The 17,995-nt window shown below is 56.2% G+C and carries 21 protein-coding genes and 1 pseudogene; 3 read left to right on the top strand and 19 right to left on the bottom strand.

The features are described 5' to 3' along the window. Nucleotides 1–11: 11 nt before the first annotated feature. Entirely contained in the window at nucleotides 12–1,721 is a 1,710-nt protein-coding gene (gene cysI, locus ACFPDR_RS18780) for an assimilatory sulfite reductase (NADPH) hemoprotein subunit (RefSeq protein WP_302357837.1), read from the top strand. Nucleotide 1,722: 1 nt separating this feature from the next. Beyond that, entirely contained in the window at nucleotides 1,723–3,177 is a 1,455-nt protein-coding gene (gene cysG, locus ACFPDR_RS18775; protein WP_226349462.1) for a siroheme synthase CysG, read from the top strand. A 298-nt stretch (nucleotides 3,178–3,475) separates the two neighbouring features. Here the strand turns inward: cysG and ACFPDR_RS18770 are convergent, their stop codons facing one another. The 5 genes from ACFPDR_RS18770 to ACFPDR_RS18750 all read right to left on the bottom strand — a co-directional run bounded on the left by ACFPDR_RS18770 (nucleotide 3,476) and on the right by ACFPDR_RS18750 (nucleotide 7,952). Continuing rightward, complete coding sequence (locus ACFPDR_RS18770; protein ID WP_035269569.1) at nucleotides 3,476–4,225, bottom strand: ABC transporter permease; 750 nt, start codon at nucleotides 4,223–4,225, stop codon at nucleotides 3,476–3,478. 77 nt (nucleotides 4,226–4,302) lie between these two features. Continuing rightward, complete coding sequence (locus ACFPDR_RS18765) at nucleotides 4,303–5,499, bottom strand: ABC transporter substrate-binding protein (protein WP_376911566.1); 1,197 nt, start codon at nucleotides 5,497–5,499, stop codon at nucleotides 4,303–4,305. Between the two features lie 10 nt (nucleotides 5,500–5,509). Further along, a complete protein-coding gene (locus tag ACFPDR_RS18760) occupies nucleotides 5,510–6,319 on the bottom strand; it encodes an ABC transporter ATP-binding protein (RefSeq protein ID WP_268378138.1) in 810 nt (269 codons plus the stop codon). Next, nucleotides 6,316–7,407: an acyl-CoA dehydrogenase gene (locus ACFPDR_RS18755; RefSeq protein WP_376911568.1), complete on the bottom strand. Its 1,092-nt coding sequence runs from the start codon at nucleotides 7,405–7,407 to the stop codon at nucleotides 6,316–6,318. The genes ACFPDR_RS18760 and ACFPDR_RS18755 overlap by 4 nt, the downstream gene beginning before the upstream one ends. Continuing rightward, a complete protein-coding gene (locus ACFPDR_RS18750) occupies nucleotides 7,392–7,952 on the bottom strand; it encodes a carboxymuconolactone decarboxylase family protein (RefSeq protein WP_009462432.1) in 561 nt (186 codons plus the stop codon). The genes ACFPDR_RS18755 and ACFPDR_RS18750 overlap by 16 nt, the downstream gene beginning before the upstream one ends. Nucleotides 7,953–8,081: 129 nt before the next feature. On the opposite strand from ACFPDR_RS18750, the gene ACFPDR_RS18745 reads away from it, so the two are divergent. Beyond that, nucleotides 8,082–9,050: an AraC family transcriptional regulator gene (locus ACFPDR_RS18745; RefSeq protein ID WP_268378142.1), complete on the top strand. Its 969-nt coding sequence runs from the start codon at nucleotides 8,082–8,084 to the stop codon at nucleotides 9,048–9,050. Nucleotides 9,051–9,411: 361 nt separating this feature from the next. Here ACFPDR_RS18745 and rpsQ read toward each other — a convergent pair whose 3' ends face one another. From rpsQ to ACFPDR_RS18675, 14 genes and pseudogenes are all read right to left on the bottom strand, one after another. Then, the gene (gene rpsQ, locus ACFPDR_RS18740) at nucleotides 9,412–9,687 is read right to left on the bottom strand and encodes a 30S ribosomal protein S17 (protein ID WP_009462428.1); all 276 of its coding nucleotides are present in this window, start codon (nucleotides 9,685–9,687) and stop codon (nucleotides 9,412–9,414) included. Between the two features lies 1 nt (nucleotide 9,688). Beyond that, nucleotides 9,689–9,880 carry a 50S ribosomal protein L29 gene (gene rpmC / locus ACFPDR_RS18735; protein WP_003803032.1) on the bottom strand — a complete coding sequence of 64 codons (192 nt, stop codon included), beginning with the start codon at nucleotides 9,878–9,880 and terminating at the stop codon, nucleotides 9,689–9,691. 9 nt (nucleotides 9,881–9,889) lie between these two features. Beyond that, nucleotides 9,890–10,306 carry a 50S ribosomal protein L16 gene (rplP, locus tag ACFPDR_RS18730; protein ID WP_003803033.1) on the bottom strand — a complete coding sequence of 139 codons (417 nt, stop codon included), beginning with the start codon at nucleotides 10,304–10,306 and terminating at the stop codon, nucleotides 9,890–9,892. A 3-nt stretch (nucleotides 10,307–10,309) separates the two neighbouring features. Beyond that, nucleotides 10,310–11,083, bottom strand: coding sequence for a 30S ribosomal protein S3 (gene rpsC / locus ACFPDR_RS18725; protein WP_003803035.1), 774 nt, complete (start codon nucleotides 11,081–11,083; stop codon nucleotides 10,310–10,312). 9 nt (nucleotides 11,084–11,092) lie between these two features. Continuing rightward, nucleotides 11,093–11,422 (bottom strand): 50S ribosomal protein L22, encoded by a 330-nt coding sequence (rplV, locus tag ACFPDR_RS18720; protein ID WP_009462426.1) that lies wholly within the window; start codon nucleotides 11,420–11,422, stop codon nucleotides 11,093–11,095. Nucleotides 11,423–11,425: 3 nt separating this feature from the next. Next, the gene (gene rpsS, locus ACFPDR_RS18715) at nucleotides 11,426–11,701 is read right to left on the bottom strand and encodes a 30S ribosomal protein S19 (protein ID WP_003803039.1); all 276 of its coding nucleotides are present in this window, start codon (nucleotides 11,699–11,701) and stop codon (nucleotides 11,426–11,428) included. 12 nt (nucleotides 11,702–11,713) lie between these two features. Beyond that, nucleotides 11,714–12,541 (bottom strand): 50S ribosomal protein L2, encoded by an 828-nt coding sequence (rplB, locus tag ACFPDR_RS18710; protein ID WP_003803041.1) that lies wholly within the window; start codon nucleotides 12,539–12,541, stop codon nucleotides 11,714–11,716. Nucleotide 12,542: 1 nt separating this feature from the next. Then, the gene (rplW, locus tag ACFPDR_RS18705; RefSeq protein ID WP_003803043.1) at nucleotides 12,543–12,839 is read right to left on the bottom strand and encodes a 50S ribosomal protein L23; all 297 of its coding nucleotides are present in this window, start codon (nucleotides 12,837–12,839) and stop codon (nucleotides 12,543–12,545) included. Next, nucleotides 12,836–13,456, bottom strand: a complete 621-nt coding sequence (gene rplD / locus ACFPDR_RS18700) for a 50S ribosomal protein L4 (protein ID WP_009462425.1) — start codon at nucleotides 13,454–13,456, stop codon at nucleotides 12,836–12,838. Before rplD ends, rplW begins: the two co-directional genes overlap by 4 nt. 3 nt (nucleotides 13,457–13,459) lie before the next feature. Beyond that, a complete protein-coding gene (rplC, locus tag ACFPDR_RS18695; protein WP_003803046.1) occupies nucleotides 13,460–14,134 on the bottom strand; it encodes a 50S ribosomal protein L3 in 675 nt (224 codons plus the stop codon). A 240-nt stretch (nucleotides 14,135–14,374) separates the two neighbouring features. Beyond that, a complete protein-coding gene (locus ACFPDR_RS18690) occupies nucleotides 14,375–15,217 on the bottom strand; it encodes a quaternary amine ABC transporter ATP-binding protein (protein ID WP_266109093.1) in 843 nt (280 codons plus the stop codon). Next, nucleotides 15,214–17,148 carry a glycine betaine ABC transporter substrate-binding protein gene (locus ACFPDR_RS18685; protein ID WP_254002463.1) on the bottom strand — a complete coding sequence of 645 codons (1,935 nt, stop codon included), beginning with the start codon at nucleotides 17,146–17,148 and terminating at the stop codon, nucleotides 15,214–15,216. Before ACFPDR_RS18685 ends, ACFPDR_RS18690 begins: the two co-directional genes overlap by 4 nt. 272 nt (nucleotides 17,149–17,420) lie before the next feature. Next, nucleotides 17,421–17,732: a 30S ribosomal protein S10 gene (gene rpsJ / locus ACFPDR_RS18680; RefSeq protein WP_003803053.1), complete on the bottom strand. Its 312-nt coding sequence runs from the start codon at nucleotides 17,730–17,732 to the stop codon at nucleotides 17,421–17,423. A gap of 146 nt (nucleotides 17,733–17,878) precedes the next feature. Beyond that, nucleotides 17,879–17,995 (bottom strand): annotated as a pseudogene (locus ACFPDR_RS18675) (elongation factor Tu); the annotation flags it as partial.

Raw genomic sequence — 17,995 nt, 5'->3', positions numbered from 1 at the left:
GAAGCAAGGACATGACAGAAAAGAAAATCGCCGCTATCGAACAAGTAAAAATTGATAGCCGCTATCTGCGCGGTGGCATTACCGAGGGTCTGGCAGACCCAATCACGGGCGCCATCAGCGAAGACGACAACAAGCTGCTGAAATTTCACGGCAGCTATCAGCAAGACGACCGCGATCAGCGTGAAGAGCGTCGCAAGCAAAAGCTGGAACCGGCGTTCAGCTTCATGATTCGCGCCCGCTTGCCCGGCGGCGTGGTTACGCCCGCCCAGTGGTTGGCCTTTGACCAGATCGCCTGTGACTGGGCCCAGTTTGGCCTGCGCATCACCACCCGTCAGACCTTTCAATGGCACGGCGTGCGCAAGCCCTTTTTAAAGCCCACACTGCAAGCCATCAACAAGGCCATGTCCACGACATTGGCTACTTGTGGTGACGTGAACCGTCAGGTGGTCAGCGCCACCAATCCCTTGCTGTCCGAGCAGCATGGTCTGGTTCAAGAGTGGGCTGAAAAGATTTCCGAAACCTTCCTGCCCAAAACCCGCGCCTATGCCGAGATCTGGCTGGACGGCAAAAAAGTCGAAGACGCCATTGACGGCGAAGACTTTGAACCGATTTACGGCAAGACTTACCTGCCCCGCAAATTCAAGATCGGCATTGCCGTGCCTCCCTTGAATGATGTGGACGTATTTGCGCAGGACATCGGCCTGATCGCGATTATTGAGAACAATCAGTTGCTGGGCTTTAACGTCGCCATTGGTGGTGGCATGGGTGCCACACATGGCGACGACACCACCTATCCACGGCTGGGCAGCGTGATCGGCTTTGTACGCCCCGAGCAATTGCTGGCCGTTTGCGAGGCCGTTATCACCACACAACGTGACCACGGTAACCGCGACGAGCGCCGTCATGCCCGTCTGAAATACACCGTGGATAAGCTGGGCGCCGACTGGTTCCTGGAAGAAGTGCAAAACCGCAGTGGTCAAACGCTGGAGCCGTCACGCCCCTACCATTTTGACCACAATGGCGACCGCTTCGGCTGGACCCAAGGCAGCAATGGCCGCTGGCACCTGAGTCTGCGTATCGATTCGGGCCGCATCATGGATACCGAAGTCGGCCCCTGGCTGACGGGTATGCGTGAGATCGCGAAGATCCACCAAGGGCAGTTCCGCCTGACCTGCAACCAGAACCTGATCATTGCCGATGTGCCTGAAGAAGATAAGGCCAAGATCGACAAGCTGGTCGCAGATCACAAGCTGGATGTGTACCAGACACAAAGCGGCATACGCAGCAGCACGATTGCCTGTGTCTCTCTGCCCACTTGCGGTTTGGCCATGGCCGAGAGCGAACGCTACGCCCCCATCTTGCTGCCCAAGCTGGAAGCCTTGCTGGACAAATACCAGTTGCGTGACGAACGCATTGTGCTGCGTATCTCCGGTTGCCCCAATGGCTGCGCCCGTCCTTACCTGGGTGAAATTGCCCTGGTTGGCCGTGCTCTGGGCCGTTATGACTTGCGTTTGGGTGCGAACTTCAGCGGCGAACGCCTGAACGTAATCTATCGCCAAAATATTGCCGAACCTGAAATTCTGAGCATTCTGGACGAGCTGTTTGGCCGCTTCGCTGCCGAGCGTCTGGAAGGCGAGCACTTTGGCGATTTTCTAGTTCGCGCTGGCGTGGTTGCCGAGCCTACAAGCCGCTTGATTCCTTTAGTTTTACAGCCAGCCTGACATGAACCTCTTTCCTTTATTCGCCAACTTGAAGCAGCGCGCGGTATTGGTGATCGGCGGTGGAGAAATCGCCGAGCGCAAAGTGCGTCTGGTCCTGGCCGCCGGTGCCCAGGTCACGCTGGTCGCCCCCTATGTGGTGGACAGTCTGGAAGAGCTGGCGAATCAAGGGCGCATCACCCTGATTCGGGAGCGCTATCAGGCCCAGCATCTGCAAGGGGCCTGGCTGATTATTGCCGCCACTGACAAGCGTGACGTGAACCAGGTCATTGCCCAGGACGCACAAGAAGCCCGCATTCTGGTCAATGTGGTGGACGACCCCGAATTGTCCAGTTTTCAGGTGCCTGCCATTGTGGATCGCTCACCGCTGATTATTGCGATTTCTTCAGCGGGATCAGCCCCCATGTTGGCACGGCGAGTACGGGAGCAACTTGAAACCATGTTGGACCACAGCCTGGGTGCGATCAGCCGTCTGGCGCAGGAATACCGCAGCGCCATTCGGCGCGCCCGCCCCGAGCTGGGTGCACGCCGCCGTTTCTACGACTGGCTGCTGGATGGCCCGGTAGGTGCCGCCCTGCGCAGCCAGCAAGCCGAGCAAGCCCGCTTGAGCCTGGAGAGCGCGCTGCAACAGCCTGAGTCACCCCGCGCCACACAAGGCCGCGTGATTCTGGTGGGCGCCGGTCCAGGCGATCCAGGTCTGCTGACCCTGCATGCCCTGCGTGCACTGAATCGTGCTGATGTGATTCTGTACGATCGTCTTGTATCCGATCAGGTGATGGAACTGGCTCGTCGCGATGCCCACCGTATTTTTGTAGGCAAGCAATTGGGCGAAGATCATCACCAGACCCAAAACCGCATTCATCAGTTGATGATTGAACACGCCCGAGCAGGTCAAACCGTGGTGCGCCTGAAAGGCGGTGATGGCTTTATTTTTGGCCGTGGCGGTGAAGAACTGGAATATCTGGCCGAGCATGGCATCGCATTTGAAGTGGTACCCGGCATCACGGCTGCCATTGCATGTGCGGCTTATAGCGGTATTCCTCTGACCCATCGTGACCACGCGCAGTCCGTGCAGTTTGTGACGGCTCACCGCAAAAGCGGTCATGGTATTGAGGACTGGAACCCGCTGCTGGATACCAGCCAGACGGTTGCTGTCTACATGGGTTTGCAGCAGATTCTGGGCTTTAGCCATGAGCTGGTACAACGGGGCCGCAGTGCCACTACGCCCTGCGCCTTGATTGAAAATGGTTCGCGCCCCGAACAGCGCACCTTGCTATCCACGCTGCAAAACATTGCCCAGGATGCGCAGCAGCATCAGTTTGCCAGCCCCTGCATTCTGGTGATCGGTCAGGTAGCTACCTTGGGCAGTACCTTGTCCTGGTATGGCGAGCTAATCGACCAGCTCAGTCCACGTACAGCAATTACGCAGGATGCGGACAATACCCTGGTCGCTGCATGAAGGCAGTGATCAAGGCCTAGCTAGAGTCTCGTCTCAAGATCACTTTTCTATACATACCAACTAAGGCTCCAGTCAGTGCGGGATTAGCATCCTTGAATACCGCTTCAAACTGAATCTAAAAAGGCCCTCAACATCCCAATGTTGAGGGCCTTTTTTATCTTTCTGCAGCTTCTGAAAAGCCACTAAGCACCAGGTAAAACTGGCAGCGGCAGATAGCCTGAGCATGCTCTGTCACTTGTCTTTCCTGGAAATACAAAACAGTCAAAGCTCTTCGCCTGTCGGCCCAAGGGCTGATTATTTAGCGCTGTCCCAAGGCCGCAAATAAGGCTCGCAAAGCGCTATCCAGCAGATAGCCAATCAGACCAATCAAGACAATTACGGCCATCAGTTCGGAATACGCCATACGGTCGCGCGTATCCAGAATCAGGTAACCCAAACCGGCCGACACACCCAGCATTTCGCAAGGTACCAGCACAATCCACAAGACGCCGATTGCCAGTCGGCTACCCGTCAGCACCGAGCCTACAATGCCGGGCAGAATCAAGTACAACAGCGTTTCCAGCTTGGTAGCCGCCAGACTGCGACCCAGCATCAGCCAGCGCGGATTCAGATGCCGTACGCCCGAGGCTGTATTCAGCAAGACAGGCCAGACACCGGCCACACCCAACAGAAAATAAATCGGTGCATCCCCAATGCCAAAGGCCATGACGGCAATAGGCATCCAGGACAGGGGCGAGATCATGCGCAGGAACTGGAACAAGGGAGTCAATGCGGCGTGAGCTCGGGCTGACAAACCCAGCAGCAAACCGGCGGGCACGCCGACACCCAATGAGATCGCCAGCCCTACAAAAATACGCTGCAAGCTGGCACCTACGTGCATCCAGGTCTCGGACCAGCCCAGTATCTCCAGCAAGCTATGAAAGGCAGCGGCCGGCCCGAATTGCTGCATCAAAGAGCTGCTGGACCAGGCTGTGGCCAAGTACCACAGCACGACTCCCGCCAACAAACCGCCCAAGCCCCATAGGGTGCTGGCAATCCAGGCATTCATTTTGGGGCGTCGCAAAGACGCAGCCGATCGCGGATCAGACTGCGCCAATGACGGAGAAGAAGCAGACGCACTCAAACTCATACAACAATGCTCTCGTTGCGGATGTATTGCTCGGACAAGCCAAACTGCGCCAGGCCCCCCTGCTTTTCCAACGCGGCACGGACAAAGCGGTCATCCACCAGATCGCTGGCTACGTGTTCAGGAGACAGCCCTTCCAGGAAACCACGCTCGCCCTGAATCAAGGTCCCTTGCAGCATTTGCACCAAGGACTCGGTGTAGCTGGGGAAGGGATAAGGTTGAAAATCGATACGCTGGTCGTCCCAGTCCGGATGACGAATTACGCCAGACTTCACGTATTGCGCGCGATCCGCCGGGTTCGGGGACAGCACTTTCAACAGGTTTTCCTGAGTGTGCGGGGTATAGCGGTTCCCGCCTTCACGCGACAGAATCTGGGCCGCCTCGGCACGGTGACTACGTATCCAGATCTGTGCCTTGACCAAGCCATCCACCACGGCTTGCGACCATTGGGGGCGAGTCTGCAAATCCTGCTCGTGCATGAAGGCCACGCAACAGGCGTGATCGCGCCAGACGTCGCCAGTAAAGCGCAAGATGCGGCCCATGCCCTGAGTTTCGGCCAAGGCATTGAAAGGTTCGGCCACCGTAAAACCGGCAATCCGCCCAGAAGCCAAGGCCGGCGGCATATCAGCCGGCGCCATCACCACCAGATTGACCTCATTGGGTGCCAGCGCACCGGCGTTTTTCACGACAGGCGTCAGGCCATGAGCTTTGAGCACATGCTGCAGCACCACGTTGTGAATCGAATACCAGAAAGGAATCGCCACCGTCTGCCCGCCCAATTGCTCGGCCGAGCTGATGTTCTGCGCAACCGTGATAGCAGAGCCACTCATGTGATTCCATGCCACCACTTTTGCAGGGACTTTGCTGCCGTAGCGCGCCCACACCGTCATGGGAGAGAGCAAGTGCACCAGATTGACCTGACCGGAGATGAAAGCCTCGATCAACTGAGCCCAACTGCGCACCATCACGGGCTTTTCAACCGCAATACCCGCTTCTTCAAAATATCCATTGTGATGCGCCACCAACATGGCGGTGGCATCGGTAATCGGCAAATAGCCGATACGCAAAGGCGCATTTGACTCACTTTGTGCACGAGCAGTCCCTTGGGCCAGCAAGGGCGCAGCACCCGCCACGGTCAGCAAAGACGCCAGTTTCAGCAAGTCGCGACGGGTACGAGACGTAGGAGATTCAATCATGACGTGCACCTTACAAAACAGAAGCGTGAACCACCTGGGAGAGGCTTTGCTCCAGGCTGGCCACAATTTCCAGGCGTATGGCCTGAAGCCAGTTATCCAGATGAGATCGGGGGTGGGCCGGGCAGCTCCATTCACGCTGCAAACCGGCAGGACGGCCACCTAACAGCAGGACACGGTCCGCCAGCAAGAGGGCCTCATCAATATCGTGAGTGACCAGCACAATGGCGCAGCCGGTCTGATCGCGTATCGACAGAATCAGCTCCTGCATCTGGCGACGAGTTACTTCATCCAGGGCGCCAAAGGGTTCGTCCATCAACAAGACTTGTGGGCGTCGAGCCAGACAACGCGCAATGGCAACACGCTGTGCCATACCGCCCGACAAGGCACCAGGACGCTGATGACGGCTTTCATACAAACCAACCTGACGCAGCGCCTGTTCAACCCGCAGGCGGCGCTCGGCGGCGGATACGGATGGCTGGCGCGCAAAGCCCAGACCAAAACCGGTATTGGCCTGCACATTCAGCCACGGCAAGAGAATGGCTTCTTGAAACGCCATGGCCAAAGCGGGGTGAACCCCACGCACGGGCTGCCCCAGAAAGGACACCTCTCCCTGGGTGGGCGTTTGGAGGCCTGCCAGTACCCGCAACAAAGAGGATTTACCCACTCCGCTGGGGCCCAGCAGCGCCACGATCTCTCCCGCGCGCACGTTCAAATCCAGGTTCTGCAAGATCGTCTGGCCACCGTAGGCCAGACTGATCCCCCGTGCGGACAAGAGCCCGGCCCCTTCAGAATCGGTAGGCGAGGGGGCGCCGGAACTCATACTGCATCCTGCCCAAGTTCGGCTTTCAGTTGCGCCACCGTGGGTGAAATCAAAGGCACCAGCATGGCTTCGCGATAACGGCGCAGCAGTTGCGGATGCTTGCCCTGCATATAGGTCGCCCCGCCGATCGCGGAGCTTTCCAGGGCCACAGCTTGCGACGCCAGACCGCTTAGCTCGATACGGACTTTGAACAAATCAGGCGGCGTGGCCGAGCCGGGCTTACGTACGGCATCAACCAGCACATCCGACAATTCCTGCACACGATCCAGCAGGCGGCGGGCGGGCTGCTCCTGTACCCATTGGCAGCGTGGCGCATCCAGCACTTGCTTCAAGGAACGACGTGCCAAGCCCATGGTCATCCCGCATTGCAGCGCCATGAAACGGGGGCGTACCGAGCGCACAAAGTGGCCTGCATCGGGATGCAGCAAACGCTCTTGTCCCAGACGCACAGCATTGAACTTCAAAGCGGCGGTATTGCTGCCACGCAGTCCGACCAGATCCAGATCTGCGGAACGCTCCAAGCCTGGATCGCCCAGTTCTGCCACCCAAATACCGGCTTGCTCTTCAGGCATGGCGGCCACAATGGCAACCAGGCAGTTGCCGGGACGCAGATTGGTAATCCAGGGCAAGCGGCCCTCAAACTGCCAATGTCCTTGTTCAGGCTGAGCACGCACTTGCAGCTCTTCAATGCCACCCAAAAACTTGATGGCATTGGACAGACCCGTCGCACCCGCAACACTGCCATTCAGCAAACCGGGCAAATAGCGCTCGCGCATGGCGGGGTCCTGAACGTCACGCAGGTATTCAATAAAGGTACGCTGGCTCCACAGGACAAAACCTGCCGTCAGCGAATGCTCGGCCACTTCCACGATGGATTGAACGGCATCACCGAAGTCGGAAAAATCCGCTTTCAGGCCCAGGCTCAACAAACCGTCTTGCGCCAGGCGAGGCAACAAGGCCTGCGCCTGAGATGCATCGCTATCCAGCGACAGGGCATGCTCTTCCAGCCACTGGGCCAAGCCAGGCGACAAAACAGGGCGCTCTGAGGCCAGCACAGGCTGCTCAGCGCGCTTTAAGGCGTTTCCCATGCGTAGGCCTCCAGCTGGCTATTGAGCGGCGTACGAGCCAGATTATTGGCAAAGTTGCAGATCGTCGCCAAGCCAATACCGGTAATCACTTCCAGAGCCTGCTGGTCGCCGTAACCAGCAGCGCGGAAATCGGCCAGAGCCTGATCCGACACCTGACCACGGGTATCAATCACGGCGCGACTGAACAGAGCCAGAGCCTGCAGGCGCTCGTCGTTGATCTGATCAAAGCCACGCGCACGCAAAGCGGCCAGAATTTCCGGGTCCAGCTTGGCTTTATTGGTCGCAATGGCGGTGTGACCGGCCACGCAGAAGCGGCAACCGTGAGTGGTACCGGCAACCAGTTGCACGACTTCACGCTCGACCAGCGACAGGCTGGCGGTGGCGTTCAAGGCAGACATATCCTGATAGGCTTGCAGGGCAACGGGAGCATTAGCCAAAATAGCCAGCAAATTGGACAAAAAGCCGCTACCACGCACAGCTTTCTCAAGGGCTGGTTTGACCGCCTCTGGTGCGGAGTCCACAGTATGCAAAGTTAAGCGAGTCATGATGGCGACAATTCCTTAGTTAATCCGAGAAGGTTTCATTGTCGATTGACTGGCGCCTTATCTCCATGTGCGAACATAGCGGTATTCATATTAAAAATATCCACGAAAAGAAATAAGCATATTTTCTGCATGAGCGACTCTGCCTTTCCTGACAGCCATTGCGCTGTCGACTCCAAAGACACAGGACACCCTGTGGAGGAACTGCTCTTGTCCGGGCTGGAGATCTCTGCCAGCCTGTTTCACTTGGGGCAATACTGCAATCAATGGGAAAGCAGCCTGCACGGGCACCAACGCGCAGGCTTTCATGTGGTCTTGCATGGGCCGTGCTGGCTGCATATTCAGTATCAGGAAGCCTTGGCCTTGCAGGCGGGTGACGCTGTGTTCTTCTTGCGGGATGTGCCCCATCGCTTAAGCTCCTCGCCCACGCCGCCAGACTGGAATGCGGCCATGCGGCGACAAACCATGCAGAGCCTGGAGCCACAAGTGCCACACAGTACGGGCTTGCTCTGTGGTTTTCTGGATCTGGGCCGTGGTTTGAGCGAATTGCTGCTGGCGACCGTGCCTGATGTTTTGTTGATTGATGGTTCTCAGACAGATGCAGATTCAGGACGCCCTTTGCTGGACTTGATCCAGGCCGAAATGCGACGCCAGCCGCAAGCCAACTCCAGCCTGCTGGAAAAGCTGGTGGAGCTGTTGTTGTTCTATACCTTGCGCCAGCAAATCGGACAGACACCTGCCGAAGGTGCCCTGCCCGCCGGCTTGATTCATCTGGCAAGTGACCCTGCCTTTGGTGGCCTGATCGAGCAGCTGCTGCGTGAACCTGCCAAAGCCTGGTCGGTGGACGATATGGCCGCCTACTTGAACATGTCACGCGCTGCCTTTCACCGCCGCTTTACCTTGCTGTGCGGGATGGCGCCAGCCCAAGTACTGTTGCAACTACGTATGCAGCTGGCCAAGCGTCAGCTGGAGCAAGGTCTGACCATGGAGCAGATTGCCGAGCGTATCGGTTATAGCTCTGCGGCCGCATTCAGCGCCGCGTTCAGGCGTAGTGTGGGTGTCAGCCCGGCACAATGGCGCAAGCAAGACGCGCGTCCATAAGTCAGCAAGCTGCTACAACTCTGACCCCCAGATTGTCGTCCTAACCCGAGTACGTATGCAGGGTAGCTGGCACGATATCGCCCTCGCCCCATAGTTGCCACCGCACAGAATAGAACAAGCTGTTCCCGCTTTTTTGTGAAGGCTTCCGGCTTACGCATACAAGCCGCCATGCCCCAAGCTTGATCATTCAGTTCAACTCCGGGTTTAAGCGGCATGACGGGCCACAAGACGAAATACGAACATTGCTCCTGTCTATGAGCAACAGCAAAGTGGACAAGCATAAAAAAACCCCAATCTGTAAACAGATCGGGGTTTTTGACCTACCAGAGCCAGGCCGAAGCCTGGACATCTGAGCAAGCGTTTAGATCACGCGGGCTGCTTCGATCAGACGCACAACAGTCCAGGACTTGCTGCGGCTGATAGGACGGCCTTCGGTAATCTCAACGGTATCGCCTTCGTTGTACTGGTTGGTCTCGTCGTGCGCTTTGTATTTATTGGAGCGGACGATGATCTTGCCATACAAGGGATGTTTAACGCGGCGTTCAACCAGAACGACGACAGTTTTGTCCATCTTGTTGCTGACAACTTGACCGATCAGGGTACGTTGACGTTTTGCGGTAGTTTGAGTTTCGCTCATCTTACTTTCCTGCGGTCTCAGCCATGACGGTACGGACGCGAGCGATGTCGCGACGTACTTTGCCCAATTGGCTGGTGTTGGAAAGCTGTTGAGTAGCACGCTGCATGCGCAGGTTAAATTGTGCTTTCAACAGGCTCTCGAGCTCTTTTTGGAGCTCGGCGGCATCTTTAGTACGGAGTTCGCTGGCTTTCATGACGTCTCCTTAAGCACCGATCTGACGCGTTACGAACGTCGTCGAGATAGGCAGCTTGGCAGCGGCCAGACGGAATGCTTCGCGTGCCAGCTCTTCGCTAACACCTTCCATTTCGTACAGGACCTTGCCTGGTTGAATCTCAGCGACCCAGAACTCTGGATTACCCTTACCGTTACCCATACGAACTTCGGCAGGTTTCTGCGAAATTGGCTTATCGGGGAAGATGCGGATCCAGATGCGGCCACCACGTTTGATGTGACGGTTAATTGCACGACGTGCTGCTTCGATCTGGCGAGCAGTCAGACGGCCACGGTCAGTGGCTTTCAGACCAAATTCGCCAAACGAAACTTGCGCACCGCGAGTAGCCAGACCGGTGTTACGGCCTTTGTGCTCTTTGCGATACTTTCTGCGAGAAGGTTGCAGCATGTTTTATTCTCCTTCGGACGCAGCAGGAGCAGCGTCTTTACGAGGACCGCGGCCACGACCACCTGGACGGCGGTTTTCAGGGCGGTCACCACGTGGACGACGTGGGCGGCGCTCTTCAGGGGCTACGGTGTCAACAGGCATTTCGCCGTTAGGCAGCATGTCGCCCTTGTAGACCCAGACCTTGATACCGATGATCCCGTACGTCGTGTGCGCTTCGGAAGTACCGTAATCGATGTTAGCGCGCAGGGTGTGCAGAGGCACACGGCCTTCGCGGTACCATTCGGTACGAGCGATTTCGATGCCGTTCAAGCGACCCGAGCTCATGATCTTGATGCCTTGGGCACCCAGACGCATGGCGTTTTGCATGGAACGCTTCATCGCACGACGGAACATGATGCGCTTTTCCAATTGCTGAGCAATGGAGTCGGCGATCAGTTGAGCGTCGGTTTCAGGTTTGCGAATTTCTTCGATGTTAACGTGCACTGGCACGCCCAACAGGCGCTGCAGGTCAGCCTTCAGGCTTTCGATATCCTCGCCGCGCTTGCCGATCACTACACCAGGACGAGCCGAGTAAATAGTGATGCGAGCATTCTTGGCAGGACGCTCGATGACCACACGGCCAACGGACGCACTTTTCAGCTTGCGTTTCAGGTATTCGCGCACACGGATGTCGTCAGCCAACATCGTACCGAACTCAGCACCGTCAGCGTACCAACGCGAGCTCCAGTTACGGTTAACAGCCAGGCGGAACCCAATTGGGTGGATTTTCTGTCCCATTGTGACTCCTTAAGCGCCGACTTTGACCACAATGTGGCAAGTCTGCTTCTCAATACGGTTACCGCGGCCTTTGGCTCGTGCAGAAAAACGCTTCAACGACTGAGCCTTGTCCACGTAAATGGAGGTGACTTTCAGTTCGTCGATGTCGGCGCCGTCATTGTGCTCAGCGTTGGCAATAGCCGATTCCAGAGCTTTCTTGATGATGCCAGCGGCTTTCTTGGGAGTGAAAGTCAGCGTATTCAGAGCGTGAGCGACGGACTTGCCGCGGACCATGTCCGCAACCAGACGTGCTTTTTGCGCCGAAATATGGACTCCACGAATAATTGCTGTAGTTTCCATCACTTATCTCCGGGCCTTTTTGTCCGCAGCGTGACCCTTGAAAGTACGGGTCAAAGCGAACTCGCCGAGCTTGTGGCCAACCATGTTCTCGTTGATGTAAACGGGAATGTGTTGACGGCCATTGTGAACGGCAATCGTCAGCCCAATGAACTCGGGCAGGATGGTAGAGCGGCGCGACCAGGTTTTGATTGGTCGCTTGTCGTTACCCACAACGGCTGCGTCAACCTTTTTGATCAGGTGAGCATCAACGAATGGGCCTTTTTTGATCGAACGTGACATAGTGTTCGCCCCTTACTTGCGCTTACGGCGCGAAACAATCATGTTGTCTGTGCGCTTGTTACGACGGGTGCGGTAGCCCTTGGCAGGAGTACCCCATGGGCTGACTGGCTCACGGCCTTCACCCGTACGACCTTCACCACCACCGTGCGGGTGATCGACTGGGTTCATCGCCACACCGCGAACGGTAGGACGAATACCACGCCAGCGAACAGCACCGGCTTTACCGATTTGACGCAGGCTGTGATCGTGGTTGCTGACTTCGCCAATCGTGGCGCGGCAGTCGATGTGAATGCGGCGAACTTCACCGGAACGCAGACGCACTTGAGCGTACGTGCCTTCACGAGCCAGCAACACAGCGGAACCACCAGCGGAACGAGCGATTTGAGCACCCTTACCAGGCAGCATCTCGATGCAGTGAATGGTTTGACCCACAGGAATGTTGCGGATAGGCAAAGTGTTGCCGGAACGGATAGGAGCTTCCGCGCCAGACACAACCGTTGCACCCACTTCCAGACCACGAGGGGCGATGATGTAACGACGCTCGCCGTCTGCGTAGCACACCAATGCGATGTGAGCGCTGCGGTTAGGGTCGTATTCCAGACGTTCTACTTTCGCAGGAATACCGTCCTTGTTGCGACGGAAGTCGACAATACGATAATGCTGCTTGTGACCGCCGCCACGGTGACGAACCGTGATGTGGCCGTTGTTGTTACGGCCAGCACTGCTGGATTTCTTTTCCAGCAAAGCCGCGTAAGGAGCGCCTTTGTGCAGTTCAGGGTGAACCACTTTGATCATGCCACGGCGACCTGGCGACGTTGGTTTTACTTTTACCAATGCCATATTAGTTCACCTCAGAAAAGTCGAGTTCCTGACCGGGCTTGAGCGAGACATATGCCTTGCGCACACTGCGGCGGCGACCCATGAAACGGCCAAAGCGCTTTTCCTTGCCCTTCTGATTGAGCACCTGCACCGACTCAACTTCTACTTTGAACAGCAGTTCAATAGCAGCTTTGATTTCAGGCTTGGTAGCATCAGGAGCGACGCGGAAAGCGATTTGCTGATTTTTTTCGGCAACGTACGTGGCTTTTTCAGTCACGACAGGAGCCAGAATTACTTGCAATAGACGTTCGGCGTTCATCCCAACATCTCCTCAAACTGAGCGACAGCCGCTTTGGTGACCAACACTTTTTTGTAGTGGATCAGGGACAGCGGGTCGGCGTAGCGTGGTTCAACCACAGCAACGTGAGGCAGGTTACGCGTAGCCAGGTACACGTTCTCGTCCAGCGCGTCGGTGATGATCAGCACGGATTCCAGGCCCAGGTCTTTCAGCTTGTTGGCTGCCAGACGGGTCTTGGGTGCTTCCAGAGTGAAGGAATCAACAACCAACAGACGCTCGTCACGGACCAACTGAGACAGAATCGCGCTGATACCGGCGCGGTACATCTTCTTGTTGACCTTGTGTGCGTAGTTTTCTTCACCGGTGTTGGGGAATGCACGACCGCCTCCACGCCACACGGGCGAGGATGTCATACCAGCACGAGCGCGGCCGGTGCCTTTCTGGCGCCATGGCTTCTTGGTGCTGTGGTTGACTTCGGCACGAGTCAATTGCTTGCTGTTACCGCTGCGAGCATTGGCTTGGTATGCAACAACGATCTGGTGAACCAGTGCTTCGTTGAATTCACGACCGAAAACGGTTTCGTTGGCCTGCAATGTGGATGCAGCTTGGCCTTGTTCGTTCAGGAGCTTCAGTTCCATGGATTAGGCTCCTTTCACAGCAGGGCGCACAACGATATTGGCATTCTTGTGACCTGGGACAGCGCCCCGGACCAGCAACAAGCCACGCTCGGCGTCGACGCGGATCACGTCAAGATTCTGAACCGTACGGGTAACGTCACCCATATGGCCCGACATTTTTTTACCTTTGAACACACGGCCTGGATCCTGGGCTTGACCAATGGAACCGGGTACGCGGTGCGAGCGCGAGTTACCGTGGCTGTTACGCTGGCCGCCAAAATTGTGGCGTTTGATGGTACCGGCAAAGCCTTTACCGATCGTGGTGCCCGTAACGTCAACCTTCTGACCCGCTTCGAAAATGCTTTCCACAGCAACTACGGAACCGGCGGAAAGCTCGGCGATAGCAGCGGGGTCGAGGCGGAATTCTTTCAGGATGCTGCCAGCTTCAACGCCAGCTTTTGCATAGTGCCCTGCCTGGGGCTTGGTAACGCGTGTTGCACGACGGGTGCCAAAGGCAACCTGTACAGCAGCGTAACCGTCAACTGCGGGCGTCTTGACCTGGGTGATGCGGTTGTTGGACACGTCCAGCACGGTCACAGGGATGGACTCGCCTTCCTCTGTAAACACACGGGTCATGCCAACTTTACGCCCAACAAGGCCCAGCCGCCACGCGGCAGGCGTAGGTGTCGAGTTCGACATCGTTTTCTCCATTCCTGACTACGATTGGTCAGGGCTAACTGAGAGTACACGCAATAATTTGCGCGACGACCATAGCCAAAACTTTTTGGCTAAGCTAGTAAATATAGCACGCAGCTGTAAAGCCAAGCAAGATTTACTGCAAAAATCTGCCCTAAACTGCTTGATTGACAACAGTTTTTTTGAATTCGGGGTGCTTGGCTACACAGTCTGAATCAGAAAAATTGATCTGCCGCGCATTTTCTATTGGTGCGCCTTATTGACAAAACGAGCCACGTATTCGTTCACCGGTTCATCACGAATTTGAGCCGGAGTACCGCTTTGTTCCACCCTGCCCTCACGTAGCACCACAATATGCTGGCCCAACCGTAATGCCTCATCAATATCGTGAGTAATAAAGATGATGGTTTTGTTCAGGCTGCTTTGCAGGCGTAAAAGCTCATCCTGCATCTCGTAGCGAATCAAGGGATCCAGGGCCGAGAAGGCTTCGTCCATCAAAAGAATGTCTGCATCAACGGCCAAGGCTCGGGCAAGTCCTACTCGTTGCTGCATCCCGCCTGACAATTCGTCCGGATAGTTATCGGCATAATCATGCAGACCCACGCGCTCCAGCCATTGCCGAGCCTGCTCTCTGGCCTGTGAACGCTTGTCTCCTCGGACCTCCAGACCGAAGGCGACGTTCTCCACCACCGTCAAATGGGGCAGCAAGCCAAAGGCCTGAAAGACCATGCTGATTCCATAGCGACGAAATTGTCGCAAGCTGGCCATGTCCAGCTGCAATATGTCCTGCCCATCCACCAACACCTGCCCGGCACTGGGGTCGATCAAACGGTTGATGTGACGCACCAGCGTGGATTTGCCCGAACCGGATAAACCCATGACGCAGGATATCTGCTGCGCGGGAAAGCAGGCATCGACCCCTGCCAGGCCTACGATGCAATCCGTCTGCTTTTGCACCGCCTGCTTGTCAGCCCCCTGCTTTAACAACTCCACGGCTTCGGTCGCCCGGTTGCCGAAGACCTTATAAACGTCTCGCAGTTCTATCTTGCAGGCCTGCTCACCCGAGGGGGTAGGAATGATATTCATGCTTGCCTCCTGACCTTGCGACGGTGACGCTGAGAACGGCCAAAGGATTGAGAAATTCGGTCAATAACAATGGCCAGGATCACGATCGCCACCCCTGCCTGCAAACCACGCCCTATATCCAGTGTCTGAATACCAGCCAGCACGTCTTCACCCAAGCCCTGGGCTCCAATCATGGAAGCAACTACCACCATGGACAAGGCCATCATGGTGGTTTGATTAATACCGGCCATAATGCTGGGCCGCGCCAGGGGCAAGGTGACTTTGGTCAGCATTTGCCAGCGTGTAACCCCGTACGCCTGGGCTGCTTCCATCACATGTTTGTCTACCTGTCGCAAACCCAGGCTGGTCAGACGAATCAAGGGAGGAACGGCATAGACAACAGTGGCCAGGACGGCGGGAACCTTACCCAGACCGAATAGCATCAGTACCGGGATCAGGTAGACAAAACTGGGCATGGTTTGCATCACATCCAGTACGGGCGTCAGCACTTTTCTAAGCAGGCGGCTACGAGCACTAAGAATGCCAACCGGGACGCCGATCAGCACAGAAAAGACTGTGGCCACCAGCACCAAGGTGAAGGTTTGCATCAGCTTGTCCCATAGACCCATGGCGCCTATCAAGTACAGGCCAGCTACATAGAGCAGAACAGGCAAAAAGCGCCGTTGTCCCCACCAGGCCAGCAAACCGGTCAAAGCCAGAATCGCCCAGGCAGGCACCTGCTGCAAGACACGTTCCACCGGCAAAATGGCATGCGTCAGAATCCAGGCGCTGATCTGACGAAAACCTGTGCCCCAATCCTGCACGGCAACCAACAACTGACGGTTAACCCAGTCTGCAGCTGACCACTCCGGGAAGAAGCGGGACTGCGCTGCGGCTACCGGCTGTATTGCCTGAGGTTCCAAAGCTGCCTGCAAGCGATCTGCCTGGGCCATTGGCATCCACTGACGCCATTGCTCTGCATTCTCTTTCAGGAACTTCTGTACCTGGGTGCTGGCGTTCTGCCCACCCTCTGTCATGCCCAGAATAATCTTGTTCATCTGTTCGGGCTCCAGCTGGATCTTTTCAAACAAGGTGACCAGCTCGGGGTGGGACTCTACGAAAGGAGTAGAAGCCGCTACGCCTATATGCGCCAGGATAAAGTCCGTTGGACAGATCTTGCCCTTACCCGACACAGCGGCTTCCCAACAGCTTTCATTGAAAGGCGCGCTAGCTAACTTCTTGAAGGAATACTTGGCCATCAGACCCGCAGGCTGCCAGTAATAGAACAGGATCGGTTCACGCCTGTCATAGGCGGCGCTGATTGCCGCATCCAGAGCCGCGCCCGTACCGGGCCGAAAGTTTTGATAGTGTTCGCCCAGACCATAGAGATCGAACAGGCGACTATTGAAGGTTTCACATACCCAGCCGGAGGGGCAGTTATAGAAGCGGCCTTTATTGGGCTGTTCCGGGTCACTAAAAACAGTGGCGTAGCGCCCTAAATCCTCAACTTTCTGTAGCTCGGGTGCAGTGGGCTTGATTCCCTTGTCCGGGTCGCCATCGACGACATAGTCCGGCACATACCAGCCCTGTTCTGCCCCACCCTTCAGGGTATTACCAAGTACCTGCACCTGGCCGGCTTCAATGGCTTTTTCAATGATCTCGGTACGTCCCGACCAGATCTCGCCAATTACTTGAATATCATTTTGCGCCAGCGCACTTTCCAAAGCCGCCGAGGAGCCTGGAACCCGTTCGGTCTTGCAACCGTAGGCCTTCTCCAGAATCTGCTGATACAGCTCGGTGCTAAATGCTGCGCTCTCCCAGCTCAGGTCCGCCAGCCGTATGGGTTTGTCGTCCCCACACGCTTGCGCTGATGCACTGCTTCCCCACAGACATAGCCAGAGCGCCAGGAAATACCACAGGGCCAGGAACGGCTGTCGTCTCCGATTTATCATTCTTGTCCTCCTTCAACCCTGCCCATCGTCGCATTTGTAGCCCTGGCAAAGTGTGTCCGGTCGTAAAAAATAGACCAAAACCCGCTTTTTCCCAATCACAACACCATGATGAACTAGCCATGAAGCACCTAAGAGCAAAGCTCTTGTTCTGTTCAGGATAAACGGGCAGTCGCCATTGCTCCTGCAGCGTCCGAAGGAAACGTGCAGACGAAAAAAAACGCCATGCAGTTGCATGGCGTTTCTTTCGATGTAACTCGAACAGCTAGGCAGAATTACTGCAGAGCGATTTCGACGTCAACACCGGCTGGCAAATCCAGACGCATCAGAGCGTCGACGGTCTTGTCGGTAGGATCGACAATGTCCATCAAGCGCTGGTGGGTACGCATTTCAAACTGATCGCGCGATGTCTTGTTGACGTGCGGCGAACGCAGAATGTCGTAGCGACGGATACGTGTTGGCAGTGGTACTGGACCACGAACAACAGCGCCAGTGCGCTTGGCGGTTTCTACGATCTCAGCAGCAGACTGATCGATCAACTTGTAATCGTAAGCCTTCAGACGGATGCGGATTTTCTGGTTTTTCATGGGTAATCCTAAAGAACGATATAAGTGGGGGCTTTTTGACCAGGTTTATCGATGACTCGAAGAAACGCTGACTAAAAAGCACCCCTTTTGGGGGTAGCAAAGACGCGGCGGGAAGGTCTGCACCTTCACACCGCGATCAAGGCTTATTACTTGATGATTTTTGCAACCACGCCAGCGCCGACGGTACGGCCGCCTTCGCGAATAGCGAAGCGCAGACCTTCTTCCATGGCGATAGGAGCGATCAGGGACACTTTCATCGAAAT

Source organism: Alcaligenes sp. GCM10023179, assembly GCF_042653705.1.
Classification (GTDB): Bacteria; Pseudomonadota; Gammaproteobacteria; order Burkholderiales; family Burkholderiaceae_B; genus Alcaligenes; species Alcaligenes phenolicus.
This window is presented reverse-complemented; position numbering and strand designations above follow the sequence as displayed.